At 73.8% G+C, this 23467-nt stretch carries 18 protein-coding genes; 14 read left to right on the forward strand and 4 right to left on the reverse strand.

The window, feature by feature from the left end:
* The 4 genes from ACZ7LV_RS18055 (at position 1) to ACZ7LV_RS18070 (ending at position 3388) form a co-directional block, all read left to right on the forward strand.
* Positions 1-867 (forward strand): carbohydrate ABC transporter permease, encoded by an 867-nt coding sequence (locus tag ACZ7LV_RS18055; protein ID WP_401672306.1) that lies wholly within the window; start codon positions 1-3, stop codon positions 865-867.
* 19 nt (positions 868-886) lie between these two features.
* Positions 887-2125: an ROK family transcriptional regulator gene (locus ACZ7LV_RS18060; RefSeq protein WP_471940377.1), complete on the forward strand. Its 1239-nt coding sequence runs from the start codon at positions 887-889 to the stop codon at positions 2123-2125.
* The gene (locus ACZ7LV_RS18065) at positions 2122-3015 is read left to right on the forward strand and encodes a Gfo/Idh/MocA family protein (RefSeq protein WP_471940379.1); all 894 of its coding nucleotides are present in this window, start codon (positions 2122-2124) and stop codon (positions 3013-3015) included. The genes ACZ7LV_RS18060 and ACZ7LV_RS18065 overlap by 4 nt, the downstream gene beginning before the upstream one ends.
* Before the next feature lie 67 nt (positions 3016-3082).
* The gene (locus tag ACZ7LV_RS18070; protein WP_471940380.1) at positions 3083-3388 is read left to right on the forward strand and encodes a hypothetical protein; all 306 of its coding nucleotides are present in this window, start codon (positions 3083-3085) and stop codon (positions 3386-3388) included.
* Here the strand turns inward: ACZ7LV_RS18070 and ACZ7LV_RS18075 are convergent.
* Positions 3378-4583 (reverse strand): cytochrome P450, encoded by a 1206-nt coding sequence (locus ACZ7LV_RS18075; RefSeq protein WP_471940381.1) that lies wholly within the window; start codon positions 4581-4583, stop codon positions 3378-3380. The genes ACZ7LV_RS18070 and ACZ7LV_RS18075 overlap by 11 nt on opposite strands.
* Positions 4584-4741: 158 nt before the next feature.
* Between ACZ7LV_RS18075 and ACZ7LV_RS18080 the strand changes: the two genes are divergently transcribed.
* Positions 4742-5344: a CGNR zinc finger domain-containing protein gene (locus ACZ7LV_RS18080; RefSeq protein ID WP_471940383.1), complete on the forward strand. Its 603-nt coding sequence runs from the start codon at positions 4742-4744 to the stop codon at positions 5342-5344.
* A gap of 25 nt (positions 5345-5369) precedes the next feature.
* Here ACZ7LV_RS18080 and ACZ7LV_RS18085 read toward each other — a convergent pair whose 3' ends face one another.
* A complete protein-coding gene (locus ACZ7LV_RS18085; RefSeq protein ID WP_471940384.1) occupies positions 5370-6245 on the reverse strand; it encodes an alpha/beta fold hydrolase in 876 nt (291 codons plus the stop codon).
* Here ACZ7LV_RS18085 and ACZ7LV_RS18090 point away from each other — a divergent pair.
* The 3 genes from ACZ7LV_RS18090 (at position 6223) to ACZ7LV_RS18100 (ending at position 8271) form a co-directional block, all read left to right on the forward strand.
* Complete coding sequence (locus ACZ7LV_RS18090; protein ID WP_471940506.1) at positions 6223-6435, forward strand: hypothetical protein; 213 nt, start codon at positions 6223-6225, stop codon at positions 6433-6435. The genes ACZ7LV_RS18085 and ACZ7LV_RS18090 overlap by 23 nt on opposite strands.
* Before the next feature lie 277 nt (positions 6436-6712).
* Positions 6713-7711 (forward strand): hypothetical protein, encoded by a 999-nt coding sequence (locus ACZ7LV_RS18095; protein WP_471940385.1) that lies wholly within the window; start codon positions 6713-6715, stop codon positions 7709-7711.
* Positions 7712-7845: 134 nt separating this feature from the next.
* Positions 7846-8271 carry an organic hydroperoxide resistance protein gene (locus ACZ7LV_RS18100; RefSeq protein ID WP_471940386.1) on the forward strand — a complete coding sequence of 142 codons (426 nt, stop codon included), beginning with the start codon at positions 7846-7848 and terminating at the stop codon, positions 8269-8271.
* A gap of 328 nt (positions 8272-8599) precedes the next feature.
* On the opposite strand, the gene ACZ7LV_RS18105 is transcribed toward ACZ7LV_RS18100, so the two are convergent.
* Together ACZ7LV_RS18105 and ACZ7LV_RS18110 are read right to left on the reverse strand one after the other, a co-directional pair.
* Complete coding sequence (locus ACZ7LV_RS18105; protein WP_471940387.1) at positions 8600-8779, reverse strand: hypothetical protein; 180 nt, start codon at positions 8777-8779, stop codon at positions 8600-8602.
* A gap of 131 nt (positions 8780-8910) precedes the next feature.
* Complete coding sequence (locus ACZ7LV_RS18110; protein WP_471940388.1) at positions 8911-9474, reverse strand: CGNR zinc finger domain-containing protein; 564 nt, start codon at positions 9472-9474, stop codon at positions 8911-8913.
* A gap of 117 nt (positions 9475-9591) precedes the next feature.
* Between ACZ7LV_RS18110 and ACZ7LV_RS18115 the strand changes: the two genes are divergently transcribed.
* From ACZ7LV_RS18115 to ACZ7LV_RS18140, 6 genes are all read left to right on the forward strand, one after another.
* Positions 9592-10617, forward strand: coding sequence for an alcohol dehydrogenase (locus tag ACZ7LV_RS18115; RefSeq protein ID WP_471940390.1), 1026 nt, complete (start codon positions 9592-9594; stop codon positions 10615-10617).
* A 168-nt stretch (positions 10618-10785) separates the two neighbouring features.
* The gene (locus ACZ7LV_RS18120) at positions 10786-11640 is read left to right on the forward strand and encodes a DUF4132 domain-containing protein (RefSeq protein ID WP_471940391.1); all 855 of its coding nucleotides are present in this window, start codon (positions 10786-10788) and stop codon (positions 11638-11640) included.
* Positions 11637-16763 (forward strand): hypothetical protein, encoded by a 5127-nt coding sequence (locus tag ACZ7LV_RS18125; RefSeq protein ID WP_471940392.1) that lies wholly within the window; start codon positions 11637-11639, stop codon positions 16761-16763. The genes ACZ7LV_RS18120 and ACZ7LV_RS18125 overlap by 4 nt, the downstream gene beginning before the upstream one ends.
* 35 nt (positions 16764-16798) lie before the next feature.
* Positions 16799-17968: an ATP-binding protein gene (locus tag ACZ7LV_RS18130; protein ID WP_471940502.1), complete on the forward strand. Its 1170-nt coding sequence runs from the start codon at positions 16799-16801 to the stop codon at positions 17966-17968.
* 5 nt (positions 17969-17973) lie between these two features.
* Positions 17974-21606, forward strand: a complete 3633-nt coding sequence (locus ACZ7LV_RS18135; protein WP_471940393.1) for a vWA domain-containing protein — start codon at positions 17974-17976, stop codon at positions 21604-21606.
* Positions 21603-23459 (forward strand): hypothetical protein, encoded by a 1857-nt coding sequence (locus ACZ7LV_RS18140; protein WP_471940394.1) that lies wholly within the window; start codon positions 21603-21605, stop codon positions 23457-23459. The genes ACZ7LV_RS18135 and ACZ7LV_RS18140 overlap by 4 nt, the downstream gene beginning before the upstream one ends.
* Positions 23460-23467: the final 8 nt, after the last annotated feature.

Here is a 23467-nt window from a genome sequence, read left to right on the forward strand (position 1 = left end):
ATGACCCGGGCACGGTTCGAGGACGGATTCTTCGGAGTCCTGCGGTGGATCGTCATCGCGTTCCTCGCGGTGATCACCGTGGTGCCCTTCTACTACATGCTGCTGCTGTCGCTGAAGCCCATCGACGCGCTGCTGCTCGACCCGGGATCCCTGTGGATCTCGGCCAAGGACTTCACCCTGTCCACCTACCAGGACGTGCTGCGCTCGACCGACGCCGGCGGCCAGGGCTTCTTGAAGTTCCTGCTCAACTCCGCGCTGGTCTCGCTCGGTACGGTCGCCCTGACCATGCTGGCCGCCGTGCCCGGCGCCTACGCCGTCAGCCGGCTGAAGTTCTTCGGCCACCGCCAGGTCAGCGCGATATTCCTGGCCGTCTACATGTTCCCGGCGACGCTGCTGGCCGTGCCCCTGTTCGTGGTCTTCGCCAAACTGGGGCTGTCCTCCAGCCTGGTCGGACTCGCCATCGTCTACGTCGCCCAGACCGTGCCGGTGTCGATCTACATGCTCCGCAACTACCTGGTCACCATTCCCCGTTCCATCGAGGAGGCGGCCGCCCTCGACGGCGCCAGCCGGATGCAGACCGTCCGGAAGGTGATCCTGCCGCTCGCCCTGCCCTCGCTCATGGCGACCGGCCTGTACATCTTCATGATCGCCTGGAACGAGTTCCTGTTCGCGCTGCTCTTCCTGGCCGCCGAGCCCGGCAAGTGGACCGTCCCGCTCGGACTGGCCCAGCTCTCCAACGGCATCGAGGTCTCCAAGACCGTCCTGATGGCCGGCTCGGTGGTCCTGACGATCCCCGTGGTACTTCTGTTCTTCGCCGCGGAGCGCCTGCTCACCGAGGGCCTGACCAGCGGCGCCGACAAGAGCTGACACCGTGAGGGGACATCCGATGACGCCGAACCAGGTCAGCGCGGGCGAACTGCTGCAACTGATCCGCAGCGGCGGTGCCCACACCCGCGCCGACCTGCAACGCGCCACCGGACTGTCCCGCTCCACCGTCGGGCAGCGCCTGGACGTCCTCAACCGCGCGGGGTGGCTGCGGCACACCACCGGTACCTCCACCGGCGGCCGCCCCTCGCACCGCATCGTCTTCGACCCGTCGCACGCGTCGGTCATCGCCGTCGACCTGGAGACGCGGCACGCCCGGGTCGCCGTGCTGGACCTGGCCGGCACGATCCTCGCGGAGCACGCCGGGCCCCTGGACATCACCACGGGCCCGGACCGGGTGCTGGACCAACTCGCCGAATGGCTCCCGGAACTGATCGGCGCCGCCGGCGTCGAACCCGGCCATGTCGCCGGCATCGGCCTGTCGGTCCCCGGCCCCGTGGACTGGGAGACGGGCCAGGTGATCGAACCCCCGATCATGCCGGGCTGGGACCGGTACGCCGTTCGCGAGCGCATGCAGAAGGCGTACGCCGACCATGTCGGCCCCAGCATGGAGGACGGCCCCGTGCCGGTCTTCCTCGACAACGACGCCAACCTCATGGCGCTGGCCGAGCACCAGGCCAACCACGCCGACTGCTCCGCCTTCGTCCTGGTGAAGGTGTCGACCGGCATCGGCGCCGGTGTCGTCGTCGGCAACGACGTCTACCGCGGCGTCGACGGAGGCGCCGGCGACATCGGTCACATCCGGCTGCACGACCGGCCCGACGCCCTGTGCATGTGCGGCTCCTACGGCTGTCTGGCCGCCGTCGCCAGCGGTCGGGCACTGGCCAAGGAACTGTCCGCCCTCGGCATGGACACCACCTCCGGACACGACGTCAAACGCCTCCTCGACGAGGGGCAACCGGACGCCATCCGGCTCGCCCGCGAGGCCGGCCGACGGGTCGGCGAGGTCCTCGTCACCGTCGTCACCCTGCTCAACCCCGGGGTGCTGATGCTGGCCGGGGACCTCTCGGGCGTCCCCTTCATGACCGGTGTCCGCGAGCTGCTCTACCAGCGCGCCATGCCCCGCACCACCGCCAACCTCCAGATCGTCACCTCACGCCTCGGCGACCACGCCGGGCTGATCGGGGCGACGGCCATGGTCGTCGAGCTGCTCTACGCACCGGCCCGCGCCGACGCCCGCCTCAACCGCCTGACGCTCGCCGAGCACGCGAGCTGTCCCCCGCAGACAGGAACGTCGTGACCAGCACACCCGCCTCCTGGACCCACCGGCCCGTCGAGGTCGGCCTCGTGGGTGCCGGCCCCTGGGCCCGCGCCATGCACGCGCGGATGCTCGCCGCGGGGCCCGAGACCCGGCTGGCCGCCGTCTGGGCCCGCCGTCCCGAGGCCGCCCAGCAGACCGCGGAGCCCTACGGGGCGCACGTGGCCGTCGACTTCGAGGACCTGCTCGACCGCTGCGAGGCCGTCGCCTTCGCGGTCCCGCCCGCCGTCCAGGCCGAGCTCGCCCCGATGGCCGCGAAGCGGGGCAAGGCCGTCCTGCTGGAGAAGCCCCTCGGCCCCGACCTGGCGTCCGCGCGCCGGGTCGCCGACGCCGTGGCGGAGGCCGGGGTCGTCTCCCAGCTCGTCCTGACCAAGCGCTATCACCCCACCACCCGGGCCTTCGTGGAGTCCGCCCGGGCGCTCGACGTGACCGGCGCCCGCTCCTGCTACCTGCACGGCGCCTTCCTGAGCGGGGACTTCGCGACCGGCTGGCGGCTGGAGCACGGAGCGCTGCTGGACCTGGGGCCGCACCTCATCGACCTCCTGGACGCCGCGATCGGCCCGATCACGCACATCCGCGGCACCGGAGACCCGCGCCGCTGGATCGAGCTGACCATGGAACACGAGAACGGCGCCGTGAGTCAGGCCTCGCTGTCCGGGGCGGTCGAGGTACCGCGCGCCCTGACCCGCATCGAGCTGTTCGGCTCGGGGACACAGGCGGTCTACGACACGGCGGGCATCGACCATGAGGAGTGCTGGCCCGTCCTGCGGCGCGATTTCGCCACCGCCGTGCGCACCGGCACCCCGGCCGAACTGGACGCCCACCGGGGGCTGTACCTGCAGAACCTCATCGAACAGGCCGCACAGCGGTGACGTCGGTCCGATGATTCCCTCATGACGAACGGCACGCCGACGGCGCGTGCCTCCAAGGGGGAAGTTCATGGCTCTGTGGCTGATCACCGTCGAGACCCTCGACACCGACTACGCGACCAGGACGGTCGCCAGGTTCCACGGCACGCGGGAGGAGGCGGAGACCGCCCTGCGCGACGCGGCGATCACCGGGGAACCGGAGTTCGCGCTGCGCCGGACCCTGCGGCGCGAGATCTTCCGGTACGGCGACGGCGCGTACCACGTCTGCCTCTACGGCCGTTCGGACCAGCCCCGGCACCAACTGGTGTTCCGGCTGGCGGAGCTGGTCCTCGACACGGCGTGGGAGAAGGAGGGAGGGCCCGCCGCTACCAGGTGACGGGCAGTTCGATCGGGAAGCGCCGGATCGTCCCCTTGTCCCAGCGCACCTCCTCGGGCGACACGGCCAGTCGCAGCCCCGGGAAGCGCTGCAACAGCCGTCCGATGGCCACTTCCAGCTCCGCCATGGCCAGCGGCACGCCGATGCAGCGGTGTCCGCCCCAGCCGAAGGTCATGTGCGGCCGGGCGGGGCGGTCCGGGTCGATGACGTCGGGGTCCGGGTAGCGCTCGGGGTCGCGGTTCGCCGTCAGGTACGACACGTGGACGAAGTCGCCCTTGCGGATCTGCACCCCCTCCATCTCCACGTCCTCCAACGCCACCCGGGGGATGCCGACTCCCTTGCGGAAGGGGATGACGCGGAGCAGCTCGTTGAGGACGTTCGTCAGGTCCTCGGGCCGGCTGTCCAGGCGCTTCATCAGCTCGGGGTTCGTCAGGAGCAGGTAGACGATGTTGCTGATCTGGCAGGTGGCCGTGTCCTGCCCGCTGAGCGTCAGCGTCAGGGCCATGACCGCGATCTCCTGGTCGTCGAGCGTGTCCTCGCCGACCTTCGCCGAGACCAGCGCCCCGATCAGGTCCTTCTGGGGCGTTCTGCGCCGCTGCTGGACCATGTCGATGAAGTACGCCCGCAGATCGGCCTTGGCGGTCGCGGCGGTCGTACGGCTGTCCGGGCCGGTGGCGAGCAGGTGCTGCAGGTTCTGCCGCATGAGCGGCCAGTCGTGCCGGGGGATGCCGAACAGGTCGAAGATGGTGTGCTGAGGGAGCGGGTCCGACAGGTGGTGGACCAGGTCCGCCCCGGGTCCCTGCGCGGCCATCTCGTCGAGCAGGGTGTCCGCCAGCCGGGTGATCCGCCCGCGCATCGCGTCCACCTGCCGCTGGGTGAACGCCTGTGACGCCAGGCGCCGCAGCCGGCTGCTGTACGGCGGGTCCATCACGTTGATCGACTCGGTGGAGACGATGGGCTCCGGGGTCAGCCGCGGGTAGTCGTACTCCACGATCGCCGCCCGGCTGAACCGGTGGTCCGTGGTCACCCGCCGTACCCCTTCGAAACCGGTGACGAGCCAGGCGTCGGCGTCACCGTAGGGCAGCCGGATCCGGGCGATGGTCTCGCGGTCCATCAGCTCGGCCAGGGAGGGGTCGAAGTCCATGCCTTCGCTGAAGTCGAACGGACACGTGATCGCTTCGTCGCCTGGGGTCATGACGCCGTACTCCTCGGTGCCTCGGCTGCTTGCGTTGTTCCATGCATAAGCCACTCCGCGGGGCGCAGCCACCCGGAATACGCCGATGCGTCCCTCCCCCGTAAGATGTGAAAGCCGAAGACGTCTGTCGGCACGGCCTGGACGACAAGGGGGTCGACGTGAGCTGGTCGGCGCTTCGCCGCTACGGCGTCGAGCCCGCGCCCGGAGGGCTGGCCTTCGTGCAGGAACTGATGAACACGATCGCCGCGGGCAAGCCGCTCCGGGAGGACCTGCTCGCCGACCCCGCATCCGCCGCGAACTGGCTGCGCGAGGCGCTGTCCCACCTGCCCGACCCGCCCCAGGGCCTCTCCGGGCTCGAACTGGACGCCGTGGAACTGGAGGGTCTGCGCGCATTCCGCGACGACCTGCGGCGCACCGTCGTCACCCCCGGCGGCGACCCGGCCGGGACCGACGGGCCGGCTTTCCCGGCGCTGCCGACCCTCTCCATGGGCATGCGGTGGGACGGGGGTCGAGTGTGTCCGGTCCCCCGCGGGAGCGGCTGGCAGTCGGTGGCCTCCCTGGTCGCCGTCGAGGTGTTCAAGGCACAACTCGACGGCTCCTGGAACCGGATCAAGACCTGCCGCAACCCCCGGTGCGCCGTGGCCTTCTTCGACCGCTCCCGGAACAACAGCGGGGTCTGGCACGACGTCAAGGTGTGCGGCAACGCCGCCAACCTGCGCGCCTACCGCGCCCGTCGGCGGGCGGCCGGCACCGCCCCCTGACATCGTCGCGCCGCGAGCGGGAGGATCAGAAGCCGTTCACGTCGATGACGGCCTGGGCGAAGGCCTCGGGTGCCTCCTGCGGAACGTTGTGGCCGATGCCCTTCAGGGTCCGGTGAGCGTACTTCCCCGTGAACTTGTCGCGGTAGGCCGCTCCGTCACCAGGAGGCGTGAACGGGTCCACCTCGCCGTCGAGCGTGATCGTCGGGACGCCGATGGCCGGCGCCGCGGCGAGCCTCTTCTCCAGGGCGTCGTAGCGCGGGTCGCCCGCGGCCAGGCTCAGCCGCCAGCGGTAGTTGTGCACGACGATGGCGACGTAGTCGGGATGGGAGAAGGCGGCGGCGGTGCGCTCGAACGTCGCGTCGTCGAAGTCCCAGGTCGGGGAGTTGAACTTCCAGATCAGCCGGGCGAGTTCGTCCCGGTTCTCCTCCAGTCCCAGCACTCCCCTCTCCGTGGCGAAGTAGTACTGGTACCACCACGCCCACTCGGCCTGCGGCGGCAGCGGCCGCTTGTTGGCCTCACGGTTGGTGACGAGGTAACCGGTCACGGACACCAGCGCCTTGCAGCGCTGCGGCCACAGGGCGGCGATGATGTCCGCGGTCCTCGACCCCCAGTCGTAGCCGGCGAGGAGCGCCTTCTCGATCTTCAGGGCGTCCATCAGCGCGATGATGTCCAGGGCGATCACGGACTGCTGGGCGTTGCGGAACGTCCTGTCCGACACGAACCGGGTCGTGCCGTGTCCACGCAGGTGGGGGACGATGACCCGGTATCCCTCCGCCGCCAGCAGCGGCACCACGTCGACATAGCTCTGGATGCTGTACGGGTAGCCGTGCAGGAGGACGACCACGGGGCCGTGCGCCGGACCGGCCTCGGCGTAGCCGATGTCGAGCACGCCTGCGCGCACACTCCTGTCGGCGGTCAGGACCGCCCTGGACGCACCGCGTGCCGCCCCGGTCCGCGCGGCGCCCTGCCTCCCCGCGTGGGACGGGGCGGTCGACGCGTGCGCCGTCGTGGGGGTGAAGGCACCCGCCAAGGACGCCGACCCCACGCTCGTGCCCAATGCCTTGCCGAAAGTCCGCCTGCTGATCATGTGAGGCCTCTCTCTTCGCTTCTCAATGTAGGCAGGGGTCCACGCCACTCGCCTGGCACGGAACCGATGAGCCGGGTGAAGCCTCACAGCACACGCGTCACCTGTCAAACCGGTGACGCGCACCCACGCAGGGACACGCCTGCGGGAATCGGCACCGACATAAGCTAATCTCGTTCACCTGTGTCGCTTCGAGACTCAACGGCGAGCCGTCGAGCACGTTCCCCCGCCAGGGCCCTGTCGCCCTGCCGGCGCCACCCACCTGAGACCTTCGAGGCCCTTCCATGGACACCGCCCCCGCCGCCTCCCGTCCGCACCATGCGGCTCCCCCCAAGCGGCCGCCGGTCCGATCCTGGCTCCAGCCGACCCTGATCGCGCTCGTCGTCGTATCCGCCTTCATCAGCTGCTACGTCGGCCTGGCGCGCGCTCCGCAGCCGCACCGGATCCCGGTCGCGGTGGTCGGGAGCCACCTGTCGGCACAGATCCAGCGGGCTCTCGGCGACAGCGTCGATGTCCATCCCGAGCCGAGCGCCACCGCGGCCGACGAGGCGCTGAAACAGCGCGACGTCGCCGGGGTGCTGCTCCCACGGGGAGCCGACGGGCTGTCCCTGGAGGTCGCGGGGGCCAACGGGCCGTCGACGACGGGCGCCGTGAAGAGCCTCATATCCGCCTACGGCCATGGCGCGGGCAGGACGGTGACGGTGAAGGACGTCGTACCGCTGGCCCTCTACGACAGCCGGGGCTTCGCGGCCTTCTACGTCGCTTTCGGCGTCACCCTTTCCGGCTTCGCCCTCGCGCAGAGCATTCTGGGCCTGTCGCAACTCCTGCACCTGCGACACCGCTTCACCGTGATGGCATGCTTCGCGGTCGTCGCGGGTGTCGTCGCCGCGACGCTGGCGGGCCCGGTGCTGGGAGCGGTGCCCGCGCCCTTCCCCCTCCTGGCCCTCACCCTGGCCCTGCTGGCCGCCGCCGCGGCGTTCACGACCAAGCTCCTCGGCACGTATTTCGGCCCGGTGGGCATTCCGATGGCCACGCTGCTCCTGCTGACCATCGGCAACGCCACGAGCGGGGCGACGATCGGCGAGGACCTGCTGCCCGGCGTCGCGCACTTCGTCTCGGCGCTCCTGCCGCCCGGGGCCGCGGTGCGGGCGATCACCAACCTGAGCTACTTCGGGGGCGCGCACACCTTGGTCCCGCTGCTCTGCCTCGGGGCGTGGGCCGCCTGTTCGGCGCTGCTGGTGTGGGGGCGGTCGAGGTACCAGGCCACGCGGCGCCCGGCGTAGCCGACAGACAGGATCCGCCCACCGTAACCGGCTTGACTGGTGACGACAGGCGGGTCATGCTTACGTCACCGCTTCAACCGGTGACGCACGAGGCGTCGCCGTGAGGCACCCGGAAACCTGAAAGAGGGATCAGCATGTCTGTCAGCTACACCGGCACGGTCGACGTCATCGGCGAGGGCCGCAACGGCGGCACCGCCCGCTCCACCGACGGCCTGCTGGAGCACAGCCTGTCCATTCCCAAGGAACTCGGCGGCGCCGGCGACGCGACCAACCCGGAGCAGCTCTTCGCCGCCGCGTGGGCGGCCTGTTTCCTCGGTGCCGTGCGTCGCGCCGCGACCCTCCGCAAGATCAAGCTGACCAGCACCTCCATCACCGCGGACGTCACGCTCACCCATGGCGACGACGGCGAGTTCAGCCTCTCCGCCGTCCTGAACCCGCGCATCGGGGGTGTCGACGTGAGCACGGCGCGGGAACTCGCCGAGGCCGCGCACCAGATCTGCCCCTACTCCAAGGCCACCCGGGGCAACATCGAGGTCCGTATCAACGCCACCGCCGAGTAGCGCGGCGACCGGCCGACGGAGCACGGGCGGGCACGCCGCCCACCGCGGGGCCGTGGCACTCGAAAGAGATGCCGCGGCCCCGCTTCGGCACATGGCGAAGCACATGACGAAGCCCCCAAGGCCGCGCTCGTCGCGCTTGCCGTGGGGGCGCACGGAGAAGGCCGGCGCACACGGGCCTCACCCCCGTGCCACCGGCCTTCTCGCTGTATTCAGAAGACCTGCGCGAAACAGCCGAACGCGATCGCGACCGCACCGACGATCGCTGCCGGAACCGCGAGGATCCTGGGTAGATTCATGGCACTCCTTCCTCGAGGGACGGACAGGTGGCTCACAGGCAGGTGCGCACGAGCCACTCGTCGGGGTTGTACGTGTCCTTCGCGGGATCGGGCAGCACGGCCGGCCGTTCCTCCACCGTGTCCTCCAGGCGGATCCGCTCCGGCAGCTTGCCGAACCGTTCACGGCGCACGGCCTCGGCGCCCGTCGGGTCAACGGTCTCTTCGTGTGTCATCTCGCCCTCACGCACGCGTCGGATCGGACAGAACCCCGGCCTTCACGCCTTCACGTCACCAGCTCAGGTGGTGACGATATTCGCATCGTTGCCTGTCACCCGTCAAGGGGGTGACGAAGGCCGGCGAGGCATCACCGGGAGCCGACCGCCTGGGCCTGCTTCTTGCGCGCGCGGTAGGCCGCCGCCTTCAGCTTGTTCCCGCAGGAGTCCATGCCGCACCACTGCCGGCGCATGCCGCGCGACCGGTCGATGTACACACGCGTGCATTCCGGGTTGCCGCACTCCTTCATCAGCGGCACGTCCGGGCCGCTGAGGAGCTCCACCGCGGTGCGTGCCACGACGGACAGTGCCTCTTCCTGTGTGGCGTCCGTCCATCGCCCGGTCGCGGTGAGCTGCGGCGCGGCCGGTGGCCTGCGGGCCGCGTTGTTGACCACCGCGAGCGCCCCCCTGTCGAACTCCTCGCCGGCGACACGGGCCGTGACCAGCTCGTAGATCGCCTCGCGCACGGTCACCGCCCGCTCGACGTCGGACGCGCCTGCCGGTGTCACGGCGTCGACGATGCCGGATTCGAGGTACCAGGCGTCCAGCCGGTCCCCGGAGACGAACATCTCGAAGCGCACCGACCGCCGGGCGCGCAGCGTCGCCGCGAAGTCGAGGGCGGGATCTCCGCACGGAAAGGCATGCTCCAGATTCACGTCACCATGTTGACAGGTGACGTTACCCGCTGCAAGGGCGGTCCGGTTGCCCTGCTCCCGGGGCGGTGGTGCGATGGAGGTGCTCGCTCGCGTCAGGCGCGTGATCAGGAGACAGAGATGAGCACCTACCGAGTCGCCCAGGTCGCCACCCCGAGTGGACCTTTCAAGATCGTCGAGCGTGAGGTGCCGCACCCGGGGCCCCGTCATGTGCGCATCGCCGTGGAGGCCTGCGGCATCTGCCACAGCGACGACTTCTTCGTGAGCGGTGGCGTGCCCGGGGTGCGCTTCCCGGTGGTCGCCGGGCACGAGGTCGCCGGGCGGATCGAGGAACTCGGCGAAGGCGCCCAGGACTACGGGTGGAACGTGGGCGACCGCGTGACCGTGGGCTGGTTCGGCGGCAGTTGCGGTCACTGCACCCCGTGCCGGCAGGGCGACTTCATCGTGTGCGAGACCCTCAAGGTTCCCGGCTGGGCGTACGAGGGAGGGTTCGCCGAGTCCCTCGTCGCGCCGGTGGACGCGTTGGCCCGGATTCCCGACTCGCTGACGGCAGCCGACGCGGGACCGCTGGCCTGCGCGGGCGTGACCACGTACCACGGTTTGCGGCGCAGCCCCGCACTGCCGGGTGACCTGGTCGCCGTGCTGGGCATCGGTGGTCTCGGTCACCTCGCGGTCCAGTACGCCGTGGCGATGGGCTTTGAGACGGTGGCCATCGCGCGGGGCCCGGGCAAGGCCGATCTCGCCAAGCAGCTCGGCGCTCACCACTACGTCGACAGCACCGGCTCGACAGGCGTCGCGGACGCCCTGCAAGCCCTGGGCGGCGCCAAGGTGGTGCTGGCGACCGCCGGGGCCTCCGACGCCATCGCGGCGACGGTCGACGGGCTCTCCCCTCGCGGCGAGCTCGTGGTCATCGGGATCGATCCCGCTCCCGTACCGATCAGCCCGGCTCAACTGATCATGCGCGCCAGGACCATGCGCGGTCACCCCTCCGGAACCGCGCAGGACGTGCAGGAGACCATGGCCTTCAGCGTGTTGCACGGCATCCGTCCCGTGGTGGAGGTCGTGCCCCTGAGCGAGGTCGGCGAGGCGTACCAGAAGATGCTCACCGGTCGCGCCCGCTTCCGTATGGTGCTCACGCCCACGTGAGAGAGGCCTGCGCGGGGGACGTCCCGTCCCGCCAAGGGGCGCGGCACGGCACGGTCTGCGGGTGACGCCGGCCCGCGGCCACCCCCTGCATGCCGCACCCGCACCGCGTTGTCACAGGCCTGCTCTACAGTTCCCGTCACTTGATCACTGCGGGTGCGGGAGGCACGCATGGGGTGGGTGTCGGCCGGCGACTACGAAGTCGCCCTCGACGACGGCAAGGTGGTGTGCCGCAACGCGGCCGGACGGCGGCTGAAGTCCGTTCCGCCCAAGATCGCCGATGATCCGGCGGTGGTGGGACTGCGTCAGCTCGTCGAGTGGCTGGAGCGGCACGAACGGCAGTGCCTGGCCGACGTGGAGCGGTGGATGGTGCGTTCGCTGCCGGTGCCGTTCGCGGTCCTGGCGCGCGTGTGGCCGGACCCGGCCTGGCAGGCCGCCCTGCGCGACCTGGTGGTCACCGGCGCGGACGGCGTGGTGGCCGGGTTCCTGCGGGACGCCGACCCCGAGCGCGGCCTCGGCCTGGTCGACCTGGACGGCGACACCGTCCGGCTGACCCCCGCCCTGGTCCGGCTGCCGCACCCCGTGCTCCTCGACGACCTGGAGGAACTGCGGGAGTTCGCCGTCGAACTCGGCGTCGAGCAGCGCGCCCAGCAGCTCTTCCGCGAGGTCTGGCACCGCCCCGCGGTCCTGGACGCCGAGGCCACCTCGGTCGAGGAGTACGCGGGCGGCGCCTTCAAGGAACTGCGGTTCCTGCACGGCCGCACGACCCAGCTCGGCTACCGGGTGCGGGGCGGCCACGCCGTGTGCTCCGTGCTGGAGGACGGCCGCGGCGTCGAGGCCCGGGTGTGGATCGGCGACTACGACGGCTACGAGGAGACCGAGACCGGCCCCCTGGTCTTCACCGATCCCGCGGGGCGGACGCTGAAGCTGGGTCAGGTCGGGCCGGTGGCCTGGTCGGAGGGCATGCGCATGGCGGCGGCGCTGTACGCCGGGCGCGACATCGAGGACGAGGAGCGTGCGGCATGACGACCTACGACGAGACCACCGCCGCCACGCTGCTGGACGCCGGCGCCGTCCTGCCCCCCGGCACCACCGGCCGGGAGGACGCCGACGTCCTCACCGTCCGCACCTACACGCATCCCGCGCTGGACGAGCGCCAGGTCGTCCGGCTCGTGCCGGGCACGCTCGGGGAGGCGGAGGACCTCGCCCTGGACTTCCTCGGACTGGCCCGGGAGCCGGAGGTCCGCGAGGTGGGGCAGGTGCGCCGGGAGACCCTCGGCTTCCCCGCGTGGGCCCTGGTCAACGACCCGGCGAACGGACACCACGCGCTCGCGCTGGTCAAGGACGTCGAGCGGCTCGCGCGGCAGGCCAAGTCCCGCCCCGGCACGGCGAAGGAGGGCTTCGAGGCGCTCGGCGGGCGGCTCGGCCGGGCGGTGCCGCACTTCCTGCCCACCTTCTACGAGCAGGCGGCCCGCGTCTTCCTCCAGCACGACAACACCACCTACGCCGCCGCCTTCTTCGGCAAGGCCCGCGAGGCGGAGCGGGTGCACGCCCTCGCGGTGGACGAGGAGCGGCAGCGGGCCGTGTTCCTGGAGTTCGCCTTCGCCGGGGCACTGACGGTCAAGGCGCTCAAGGAGCACGTGAAGGCCCTCGCGGCGCGCCTCACCGCGGCCGAGGCCTGGGCGCAGTTCCGGCAGTTGACGGTGGAGCGCTGCGCGGCGGGCATGCCGCCGTACGCTTCGCTGCCCCAGGACGCGCGCACCCTGATCAAGGCGGCGGGGCTGTCCCGGGTGACCGAGGAGTGCGCCCTGGTCGCGGATCTGCTCGTCTCGCCCGCGGCGGTCCGTGCACCCGCGTCCTTCTGGAACTCCTACCGGGCCACACTCGTCGTCCTGGCCGAGGAGCGCCCCGCCGTACGGGTCCGGCTGCTGGAGATCATGCCGGCCGGGCTGGGCCGGTCCGCGCAGGACGACGACTTCTGGCTGGCGCTGCTCGCCGAGACCGGTGCGGACCGGCTGCTGACGGGCGAGGCCGAGGACGCGGACGGCGTCGACGCGGCGGAGTGGCTGAGCCGGTGGGCGCTGCACCGCAAGCACGGCAGCTCGGTCAGCGGCCGCTCGCAGGCCACCCTCGCCCTCGTCGGGCGCATGGCCGCGCGCCTGCGCGCCGAGGACCGCCCGGTGGACCTGTTCACGGGCCGCTGGCACGCCGGTGCCGACCTCGACCTGCTGGACCTGTGCGCGGCACAGGACGTGCCGCTGACGCTGCCGGGGGCGGACGTCGACGTCTTCCTCCCCGTCAGCCAGTGGCTTCAGGAGACCGGGCCCGGGCGACGGGATCTGACGGCCGTCGCGGCGGACCCGCGCCTGAGGCGCCTGCTGCGCTCGGCGATCGGCAATCTGAGCGGTCATCGCCCCGACGCCGGGCTGCAGCAGGGCGTCGCCGGACACCCCGTGCTCGCCGACGTGCTCCGGGAGTGGCTGGAGGACGCCGCCGCGGAACTGGTCGAGGCGGCCGGACTGCCCGCCGCGCGCGCGGCGCTGGAGCGGATGCGCCCGTTCCGTGCGGTGGCGGCCCAGGTCGGCCCGCAGGCGGTCGCCCGGGTGGCCGCGCTCGACGTGGCACCGCTGCTCGGGGTGACCCTGCGCGCCGGCATCCCGGACGAACTCGGGTGGCCGGCCCTGGAAGAGGCGCTGCGGCGGCTGGACGCGGAGACCCGGCGCGGCGAGGACGACACGCTCGCCGTCCAGGAGGCCTGGCCGGCGCTGATCCTCTCGCGCCGGCACAAGGCGATCGTCGTGGGCCCGCAGGAGATCCTGCTGGAGCACGACCTGCGGATCCCGGTGGAGCTGGACCGCTGGCAGCGTCCGACGTTCCGGCACACCGACGGTGAGCTGCTGGTGACGTGGCACCACGACGGCAAGCAGTACGGCTACTGGTCGGCCCGCCCCCTTGAGGTGTTCACCCTCGGCGGCGAGAGCGTCCCGCGCTGGTACGGCGGCTCCGGCGACGCGGGCGAGACCTCGATCCCGCTGCCGGGCGGCGGACGGGCCACCGGTGGGCGCGTCCTGCACGCCGGGGACACGGTCCTGCCGCCGGCCCGCCGCATCCTGGGGGACGGCACCTCGTACTGGCGCCAGGGGCGGCAGGGACGGCAGCAGGTGTGGCTGGAGTACGACCCGGCCACCGGCACGCACGGGCGTGCCTCGCTGCCCGCGTTCCTGCGCTCCGGCATCCGCGAGGGCGCGAGCCTGCTCCAACACCACTGTGCGGTACTGCCCCTGCAACCCGGCCTGGAGGGAAGCCCGTTCGGTACGGACGGCACGGTCCTCGGCCGGTGGGTGCGCAGCGAGGGCCAGGGCGACGACGCGCGCGTCACCGTCGGCACGCCCGACGGCCGTACCGCCACGCTGCCGGCGCGGCACGACGGCCGGACACCCCACGTGCCGCTCGGCGCGTTGCGGCTGCCCGGCGGCGCCGAGCCCCTCGTCGTCGCGCAGTACCGTCAGATAGCCCTCTTCATGGGAGGCGGCGGCGGCGACCCCCGGGAGCTGGGGCGGCTGACGCCGCTGGAGCAGGGCGGCGAGTACGCCGCCGGCACCCGGCTGGTCCCGCCGGTCGACTTCTGGCACGCCCTGCGGCCGCGCGACGAGAAGGCGTCGGCACTCCTGCGGTCCCTGGACGACGAACGGGCGGGGGCGTTGCTGCGCGCCGGGGCGCGGGCGCTGGCGGAGCGGCAGGCGATGATCGCGGCCGCGGGCGGACCGGCGCACGTGTCGGCGTCCGGCCACGCGCACACGGCGGCGACGGCGCAGAGCTTCGCGACGGCCATGAGCCCGATGCACCCGATGTCGGCACCCCAGCCGCTTTCGTCGGCGACCGGCCGGACCCAGACGGCGGCTCCCGTCGTTCCCGGTGTCGACGAGGTGCTGCGGGAGGTCGTCTCCCGCGCCCTGCCGGACCTGACACAGCCCGAGATCCTGACCGGTGTCACGGTCCTGGTGCGCGCGGTGCTGCGCCTGGCGGAGTCGCTCGCCACGTTCGTGACGCCTCCCGTGGAGCGGCCCAGGACGGAACGCAAGCGTGTCGAAGGCATGTTCGCCGACTACAGCCCCGCGGACGGCGACGACCAGACGCTGCGTGAGGCCGTCTCGGGTCTGGCCAACCTGTACGGAGCATGGGGCGGCGAGACGCGCTGGAGCACGCTGCGGCAGATCCGTGCCGTCAACCACGTGCTGTCCGGCCGGCCCGCCGACGGCAAGCCGCTGCCCGAGGCGTCCCGGCGCGCCGGGTCCGCCGACGGGTGGCACAGCGACGAGTTCACCGTCCCCGGCATCGGCATGGTGTGGCCGTCCGTGCTGGACGTGTTGCGCCCGCTCGCCTACCGGGCCGCCGCACCGACCGTGACGACGGCGCACCGCGAGGCGCTGCTGCTGCTGTGCGAGGCCGTCACGGAGGGTCCGCTGGCGGCGGCCACGACCACCGTGCGCGAGATCGTCCTTGGCGAACCGCACGACAATCAGGACCGGGTCGGACAGGTGCTGCGCCGCGAGGGCCGCACGGTCGTCGTCCTCGGCTGCCAGAACGTCGACCGTCAGCACGGGCAGGTGTACTGGCTGGCCCTGGACCACGACCCGGCCGGTACGTTCGGCGCGGTCGCGCACTTCACGCTGCACCGGGAGACCGCGCACCCGCCGCTGTTCCCGAAGGAGGCGCTCGCCGCGGTGACCGCGCTGATCCGGGACAAGGGTCCGGCGCCGTGGCAGCCGGAGGCGCCTGCCGCCCTCGCGACCGCGACGCGGGCCGGGCTGGGCCCCCTCCAGGCAAGTCTGCTGCTCGCCGGGAAGCCGTCCCAGCTCACCGACGAGGTGATCGCGGCGACCGGGCTGAAGCCCCGCCAGAAGGAGCTCGGTGACGCCCTGCTGGCCTCGCTGGACAGCGGCGACCGCACGGCCCTCGTCGGCGCCCTGCTGCCGGAGAACGTCGGCGACCTGTGGACGGCCGGACCGGACACGGCGGCGGCGGGCCGGATCTGGGCCGAGCGGCTCGGCGCGGTGGTCCGCCTGCCCGAGGACCTCGCGGGGGAGCTCTCCCTGGCCGGGGTGCCCTCGGGTTCCGCCGAGGAGGTGCTCAACCCGGGCCGTACGCCCTGGATCAGCCGCACCACCGTTCAGCGGCCCGGCAAGGACGGCGATCTGGTGCCGGAGGACGCCCGGGCGCTGCCCGGACGGCACGACCTGACGCGTGCGGTGGCCACCCTTGCCGGACTCGCCTACTCCCTGCCCTACGGGCACCCGCTGCGCGCGGCGCTCCCGGACGGGCTGGCCGCGCTGCGCCGCCGCGTCGCCGACCCCGGCCTGCTCCTCGACCTCGACCTGGTGTGGACGGAGAAGGGCTCGTCGACGGCCGTGCACCTGCGCAAGGCCTACGGGCTGCTGGCCACCGGCGGTTCCGACGCACACGGTCTGACCGCGGCGGGCCCGGCGCTGGTGCTGCGCCCCTGGTACGGCGACCAGGAGACCGTCCTGGTCCGCACCGGTGCCCTCGACGGTGCCGACGACCCGGTGTTCGGACTCGTCGAGGGCATCGTCGGGCCCGGGCAGGGGGAGGGCATGCGGGCGGTGCGCACGATCCTGGGCGACGAGCTCACCCGGGCCGTCACCGCCGGGACGGACGCCGCGGTGCCCGCCGGTCACGCCCAGGACCCTTGCTCCAGCGTGCCCGAACTGGTCGCCGAGGTCGCGAGCACCCACGGGCTGGGCGAGGACGCGGCGGCGCTCTACCTCCAGTTGCTGGCCCTGCCCGACCCGACGGACCGCAACTGCGCCCGCTGGACGGGCTGGAAGCCGACCCGCGCGAAGAAGGCCCGCGCCGAGCTGGCAGCCACCCCTCTGGTCGTCGAGGCCAAGCGGGCGCGCGCCGGACGGACCCTCTTCCTGCCGTGCGGCTGGCTCGACCTGAAGTCCCCCGCACTGCCGGTGGAGATCTGGAAGCAGGCCCTCTACCCGGTCCGCGACCACGTCCGCGCGATGCCGCTGGTACCGGTGCCGGAGCTGTTCACGCGCGCGTGGGACCACGTGCGCGCCGGTGACGCCCCGGCGTACGAGGAACTGACCACCCGCGCCACCCGCAAGGGCCGCCGCCGATGACCATCGTCCACCCGCACCTGGAAGACCCCGCGCCCATGACCACCACCCTGTCCCCCGCCCCGGCCCGCCAGATCGTCCCGCCCGAGGACCGGCACGCGACCGAACTGGCCTTCCTGGCCACGTACGACGACGGGCCGCGCCCGCCCGCCTGGCGGCTCACCCCGCGTGCGGTCGTCACGTTCGTCATGGGCAGCGAGGGCCGGTCGCTGAAGCTGCCCGACGACGCCGAGGTACCCACGGGGGTGCCGCGCCGCCTGGTGGTCGAGGGCAAGTTCGTCGGCGACCGGGCCCTCGTGGAGCGGTGCGTGGTGACGCTCGCCGGGGAGCGCGGACTGCTGCTCGTCGGCGAGCCCGGCACCGCCAAGTCGATGCTGTCGGAGCTCCTCTCCGCCGCCGTGTGCGGCACCAGCGGCCTGGTCGTGCAGGGCACCGCCGGCACCACCGAGGACCAGCTCAAGTACGGCTGGAACTACGCGCTGCTGCTGGCGCAGGGCCCCACCCGGCAGGCCCTCGTGCCCTCCCCCGTCATGACCGCCATGTCCCGTGGCGCCGTCGCCCGTGTCGAGGAGGTCACCCGCTGCCTGCCCGAAGTGCAGGACTCCCTGGTGTCGTTGCTCTCCGAGCGCCGGATCGCCGTGCCGGAACTGGCGGGCACCGAGGACGCGTTGGCGCACGCCGCACCCGGCTTCACCCTCATCGCCACCGCGAACCTGCGCGACAAGGGTGTCTCCGAGATGTCCGCCGCGCTCAAGCGCCGGTTCAACTTCGAGACCGTCGGACCCATCGGCGACCTCGACGCGGAGACCGCGCTGGTGCGCAGCCAGGCCCGGGCCTCCGTGGAGCGGGCCGGGGCGCCGTTCCAGGTCGACGACGCCGTGCTGGAGGCGCTGGTCACCGCCTTCCGGGACCTGCGTGAGGGCAGGTCGGCGGAGGGCTGGGAGGTGGAGCGGCCGTCCACGGTGATGAGCACCGCGGAAGCCGTGTCCGTCGCGGGCGCGCTCGCCCTCGCGGCGGCGTACTTCCCGGGCGACCGTGACGTCCTCGGGCTGCTGCCGGGTCATCTGCTGGGTGTGGTCCGCAAGGACGACCCGGCCGACGCGGCCCGGCTGCGCGGCTACTGGGACGGTCCCGTCCGGCGCCGCGCCGAGCAGGGTTCCGCCACCTGGCGCACCCTGTGGGACCTGCGTACGGTCCTGGAGGGCTGACGGCCGTGTCCCGCACCCACAGGGCCGCCCCCGCCGCGGCGGGGGCCCGGGCCGCCACCTCGCCACAGGAGGCGCTCGCCGGGCTCACCGGCCCGTCCGCGCCCTGTCTCGTGGGCGTCCGGCACCACGCGCCGTCCTTGGCCGCGGCCGTGCCCACGCTGCTCGACGCGGCGGAGCCCGACGTGCTGCTGGTCGAACTGCCCGCCGAGATGCAGGAGTGGCTGCCCTGGCTCGGACACGAGGAGACGCGGGCCCCGGTCGCGCTCGCCGCCGCTCCCCGGGACGGCGGCGGCCCGGGCGGCCCCGCGTTCTACCCGTTCGCCGACTTCTCTCCCGAACTGGCCGCCGTGCGCTGGGCCACCCGGCGGGGCGTGCCGGTGGTCGCCTGCGACCTGCCGCTCGCCGACCGCGCGTGGGGCGAGGGGCGGCACCACGCCGACGGGCCGGCGGGCGGCCCCGGTCTCGCCGCCGCGCTGCGCACGCGGCTGACCGGACGCCCCGGGGACGACCTGTGGGACCGGCTCGTCGAGGCGAGCGCCCCGGGCTCCCCGCCCGAGGCGCTGCGCCGGGCGGCCCTGCTCACCGGCTGGGCACTGCGCGAGGACGCCATCGCCGCGGGCGGCGTTCCGGAGCTGGACCTGCGGCGCGAGCGGTGGATGCGGGCCCGGCTCGCCGAGGCCACCGCGCACGGTGGGCGGGCGGCCGTGGTGGTCGGCGCGTTCCACGCCCCCGCGCTCGTACGGCAGGAGGCGGGGACGGACGCCGAGGCGGACGCGTCGACGGAAACGGCGACGGCTCGCGGGGGCACGGGTGCCGAGGCCGTGCCCCCGGCGCACGGAGGACAGCCCGGCTGGACGACGTCGTTGATCCCGTACACCTACGCCCTTCTGGACGAGCGGTCCGGGTACCCGGCGGGCATCCGGGACCCGGAGTGGCAGGACATGGTCCTGCGGGCGGCAGGGGATCCGGCGGCGCTCCAGGACGCGCTGACGCGCGCGGCCGTCCGCGTCTGCGCCGAACTGCGGGGCCTCGGGCACCCGTCGGGGCCCGCCGACGCGCGCGAGATCAGCCGGATCGCCTCGGACCTCGCGCGGCTGCGCGGCCTGCCCTCGGCCGGTCGCGGTGAACTCGTCGAGGCCGTCCAGACGGTCCTCACGCAGGGCGAGCCCTATGGGCGGGGGCGGGCCGTCGCCAGGGCGATGGAGCGGGTGCTGGTCGGCACGCGCGAGGGCCGCCCCGCCCCCCAGGCGCCGCGCAGCGGGCTCGTCCCCGCGGTCGAGGCCGAGGTGGCGGGACTCGGCCTGCCCGGCCCGGCGGACGGCGGCCCCGGTCCCGCACGGGATCTGCGGCTCGATCCGCTGCGGTCCGCTCTCGACCGGCGCCGGGAACTGCTGCTGCGCCGGCTGACGGTCTGCGGGGTCCCCTACGGCGAGGTGAAGCAGGTCGTGGGCGCGGGGGGCGCCGAGACCCTCACCTCACGGTGGGAGGTGCGCTGGACCCCCGCCACGGCGGCCATGCTGAGCGCGGCGGGCGTGCGCGGGGTCACGCCCGCCCAGGCCGCCGAGGGGGTACTGCGCGAACGGCGGCGCGGGGAGCGGGACGAGGGCGGGCCGACCGCCGCCCAGGCCCTCGACGGGCTCGAACGTGCGGCGGAGTGCGGCCTGTCCGCGCTCTGCGGCGAACGGCTCGACGACATCGCGGACGTCCTGCCGGGGGCCGCTACGCTGCCGGAACTCCTCGCGGGTCTGGCCCTGCTGGACCGGCTGCGCGCCGGTCACGTCCCGGGTCTGGCACCGGAGTCCGGCCGTGACTCCCGGGCGGCGGCCGTCGCGGAACTGCTCACGGCCGCGGCGGTACGGCAGGTGGACGGCCTGACCGGCGCGGAGGACGTCGCCGACGCCCACGCGCTGCTCGAACTCGCCCATCGCGCCGACCTGCTGGGCGGCATCCGGCTCGCCGACGCCCTCGGCCGGCTGGCCGCCGAAGGCTCCCCGCTCATGCGCGGTGCCGCAGGGGCGGTCCGTGTCCTGCTCGGGCAGGAGGACCCGCGCGTCTTCGGCGACCGCGTGGCCTCCTGGGTCGACGGAGCCACCGACCCCGACTCCCGCGCGGCGCTCACCGCCCGGCTCGGCGGCCTCCTGACCGCCGCGGGTCCGCTGCTGGAGGCGGCGGCACCCGCGCTGGAGCCGTTGCTCTCCCGGGTGTCCGAGCTGGCGGACCGGGAGTTCCTGGACCGGCTCCCCGCGCTGCGCGGCGGCTTCGACACCCTCAGCCCCGCCGCCCGTGACCGGCTCCTGGCCGCCGTCGAGGAGCGCCTCGGCACCCCGCGGGTCGCCGAGACGGACGGTACGGATCCGGCGGCGCTCGCCGCCTGGACCCGGGCGGACTTCGCGGCCCGTGAGGCGCTCGGGTCCCTGGGGCTGCTGCCCGTTTCCGAGGGCGGGGCCGAGACGCCCGGCGGCACGGCGGAACCCGAGCTGGGGCCGGGCCCCGCGAAGGAGAGTCCCGCCGTCGGGCCGGCCGCACCCCGCCTCCTCGCGCCCGCCGATCGCTGGCGCCTGCTCCTCGGCCGTCGCACGGACCGACTGCCGCGGTCCGCGGGACCGCTGGCGACCGCGCTGGACGAGCTGTACGGCAGCGGACGCGGTGAGGGCAGCCGGGGCGATCTGACGGGTGCCGGAACGGGCGGCGGACGCGAGGCGCCCTACCCCGGGGTGCGGGAGTGGTCCGAGGAACTGGCGGCGCTCTTCGGTCCGGGCGTCCGGGAGGAAGTGCTGGCCGCCGCGGCCGCGTCGGGCCGTTCGGACGTCCTCGCCGAGCTGGACGCGGACAGCGTGCGGCCCTCCGTGGACCTGCTGCGCTCCGTGCTGCGGCACGCGGGCGGGCTGCCCGAGGCCCGGCTGGCCGCGCTGCGCCCGCTCGTGCGGCGGCTGGTCGAGGCACTGACCCGGGAACTGGCCACCCGGCTGCGTCCCGCCCTGCACGGCACGGCCCTGCCGCGCCCCAGCAGGCGCCCCGGCGGCGGCCTGGACCTGCCCCGTACGCTGCGGGCCAACCTGGCGACCGCCCGCCGCGACCCGGACGGCACGGTACGGGTGATCCCCGAGCGGCCGGTCTTCCGTACGCGGGCGCGCAAGGCCGCCGACTGGCGGCTGATCCTGGTCACGGACGTGTCCGGGTCCATGGAGGCGTCGACGGTGTGGGCGGCGCTGACCGCCTCGGTGCTGGCCGGGGTACCGACGCTCTCCACGCACTTCCTGGCGTTCTCCACCGAGGTCGTCGACCTCACCGGGCACGTGGAGGACCCGCTGTCGCTCCTGCTGGAGGTCAGCGTGGGCGGCGGCACCCACATCGCGGCCGGCCTGCGGCACGCCCGCGAACTCGTCACCGTGCCCTCGCGCACCCTCGTCGTGGTCGTCAGCGACTTCGAGGAGGGGTATCCGCTCGGGGGCCTGCTCGCCGAGGTCCGCGCGCTGGTCGGGGCCGGTTGCCACGTGCTGGGGTGCGCGAGCCTCGACGACACGGGCCGGCCCCGCTATGCCACGGGAGTCGCCGGTCAGCTCGTCTCCGCGGGCATGCCCGTCGCCGCCCTCAGTCCGCTCGAACTCGCCCGCTGGGTAGGGGAGAAGATCGCATGAGCCCGGACCTGCCTCCGGTCGACCCGTCCGTCACCGCCGAACTCGTCGGGGCGCTCTCGCCGAGGCTCCGCAAGCGGTTGGACGCGGGCGTCGCCAAACTCGTGGCACGTCCGGCCGTCCGTGACGGCGACACCGTACGCATCGCCGTCGACGACGAGACCGACGTCGTGCTGTACGCGCCCGGCGGGACGGTCTCCGGCGTGGACGCGATCCGCTGCGGGTGCCTGCTGGCCCCCGACTGTCTGCACCGGGCGGCGGCGGCCTCGGCCGCGCCCGTCGCCGGGCACACCTCGGACCCGCCCGAAGCCCCTGACGGGGCCGAGGAGTCACAGACACGCGAAACCCCTGACGGCTCCCAGGAGTCGGAGCCACGGCAAGCGCCGACGGCGGACGGGCCGCCGGAGGCGGACACGAGGCAGGAGACGGGCGCCGCCGGGGAGGCGGAGCCGGACAGCGCCGGCGAGGCCCGGCGCGCCGCCGCCCGGACCGTGTTCGAGGCGGCTGCCGCCGTGCTCGACGCCGGCACGGACGGCGCGGGCGCGGTGCTCCAGGCGGAGCTCCTGCGCGCCGCGCACACCGCCCGACTGAACGGGCTGCCACGGGCCGCGGCCGCGGCCGTCTCCGTGGTGACCGCGGTCCGCGCGGCCCGTTCCGCCGACGCGGGCCACCGCCTCGGGGACCTCGCCGCCGCGCTGGCCGAGGTCCTCGGCGTCGCCCACCGCCTCCCGGACGCGACCGGTCCTGAGCTGACGGCTCTGCGGGGCACGGCACGGCAGCCGTACCGCCCGGACGGCTCCCTGCGGCTGTACGGCCTCTTCGCGGAGCCCGTGCTGACGGCGACCGGCTACGCCGGCGCGGTCACCTGGACGGCCGACGCCGACGGCCGCCTGTACACGGTGTCGGACGTGGCACCGGGCGGTCCGGCCCGAGCGACCGGTGCCGCCGACCGGGCCGTGCGGATCGGCGACACCTCCCTGACACACCGTGAACTGTCGCGCGCCGGCCTCGCGGTGTCCGGGGCCACCGTCTCCCCGACGGGGCGTCTGGGAGCGGGGGCGGGGGTGCGGGCGGTCCGCGCGTCGGGGGCCGCGTGGCGTGACGAGCCGCTGGACCGGCTGTGGGCCCTGCCCGTCGCCGAGCAGGTGGGCCGGGCGCTCGACGGCGGACAGGACCTGCTGTTCCTGGAAGTGACCCTCATGGGTACCGTCCGGGAGACCTCGGGTGACCGTCTGCTGGCGGACTGCGGCGGTGTCCCCGTGCGACTGGAGACGGCCCACGACTCCCCGTCGCTCCCCTGCCGCGACAACCTCCGCCTGCTCGCCGTCGCCCGGCGCAGCCGGCTGCGGATCGTCGCACGGCTGGTCCCGGGACCGCTCCCCCGCGCCCAGCTGCTCGCCAGCGAGCATCCCACCGACCCCACCGCCCGGGTGGACCTCGGACTGGACCGCCTCCAGCACGCGGACCTGCCCCCCGGTACGCCCGCGCGGGCCGGTGCGGACGTCGCCACCGGGGACGAGGCCCCGCTGCACCTGCTGCGCCGTCGTCTGCACCAGGCGGTGACCGGGGGCCGGGCCGTGCTGTCCCTTTCCCGGAGCGGACAGGGTGACAGCACTCGGCTGCGCCGCGCGGGTCTCGCCACGGCGGCCGATCTCCTCGACGCCCTCCAGGCGGCGGCCGCCGACCGCTCCCGTGACGCCTTCGGCAGGCTGCTTCCGGCCGACACGGAACGCTTCGCCCGCGCCTGGCTCGCCGCCTCCGTCTACACCGGCGTGGTCGAACGGGCGTTGTGCGCGGACGCGTGGGGCGCCTCGACGGCGACGGTCACGGATCGGGCCCGGAACCCGGCCGTTTAGGACAGCAA

It is taken from the genome of Streptomyces sp. NPDC107562 (genome assembly GCF_055657325.1).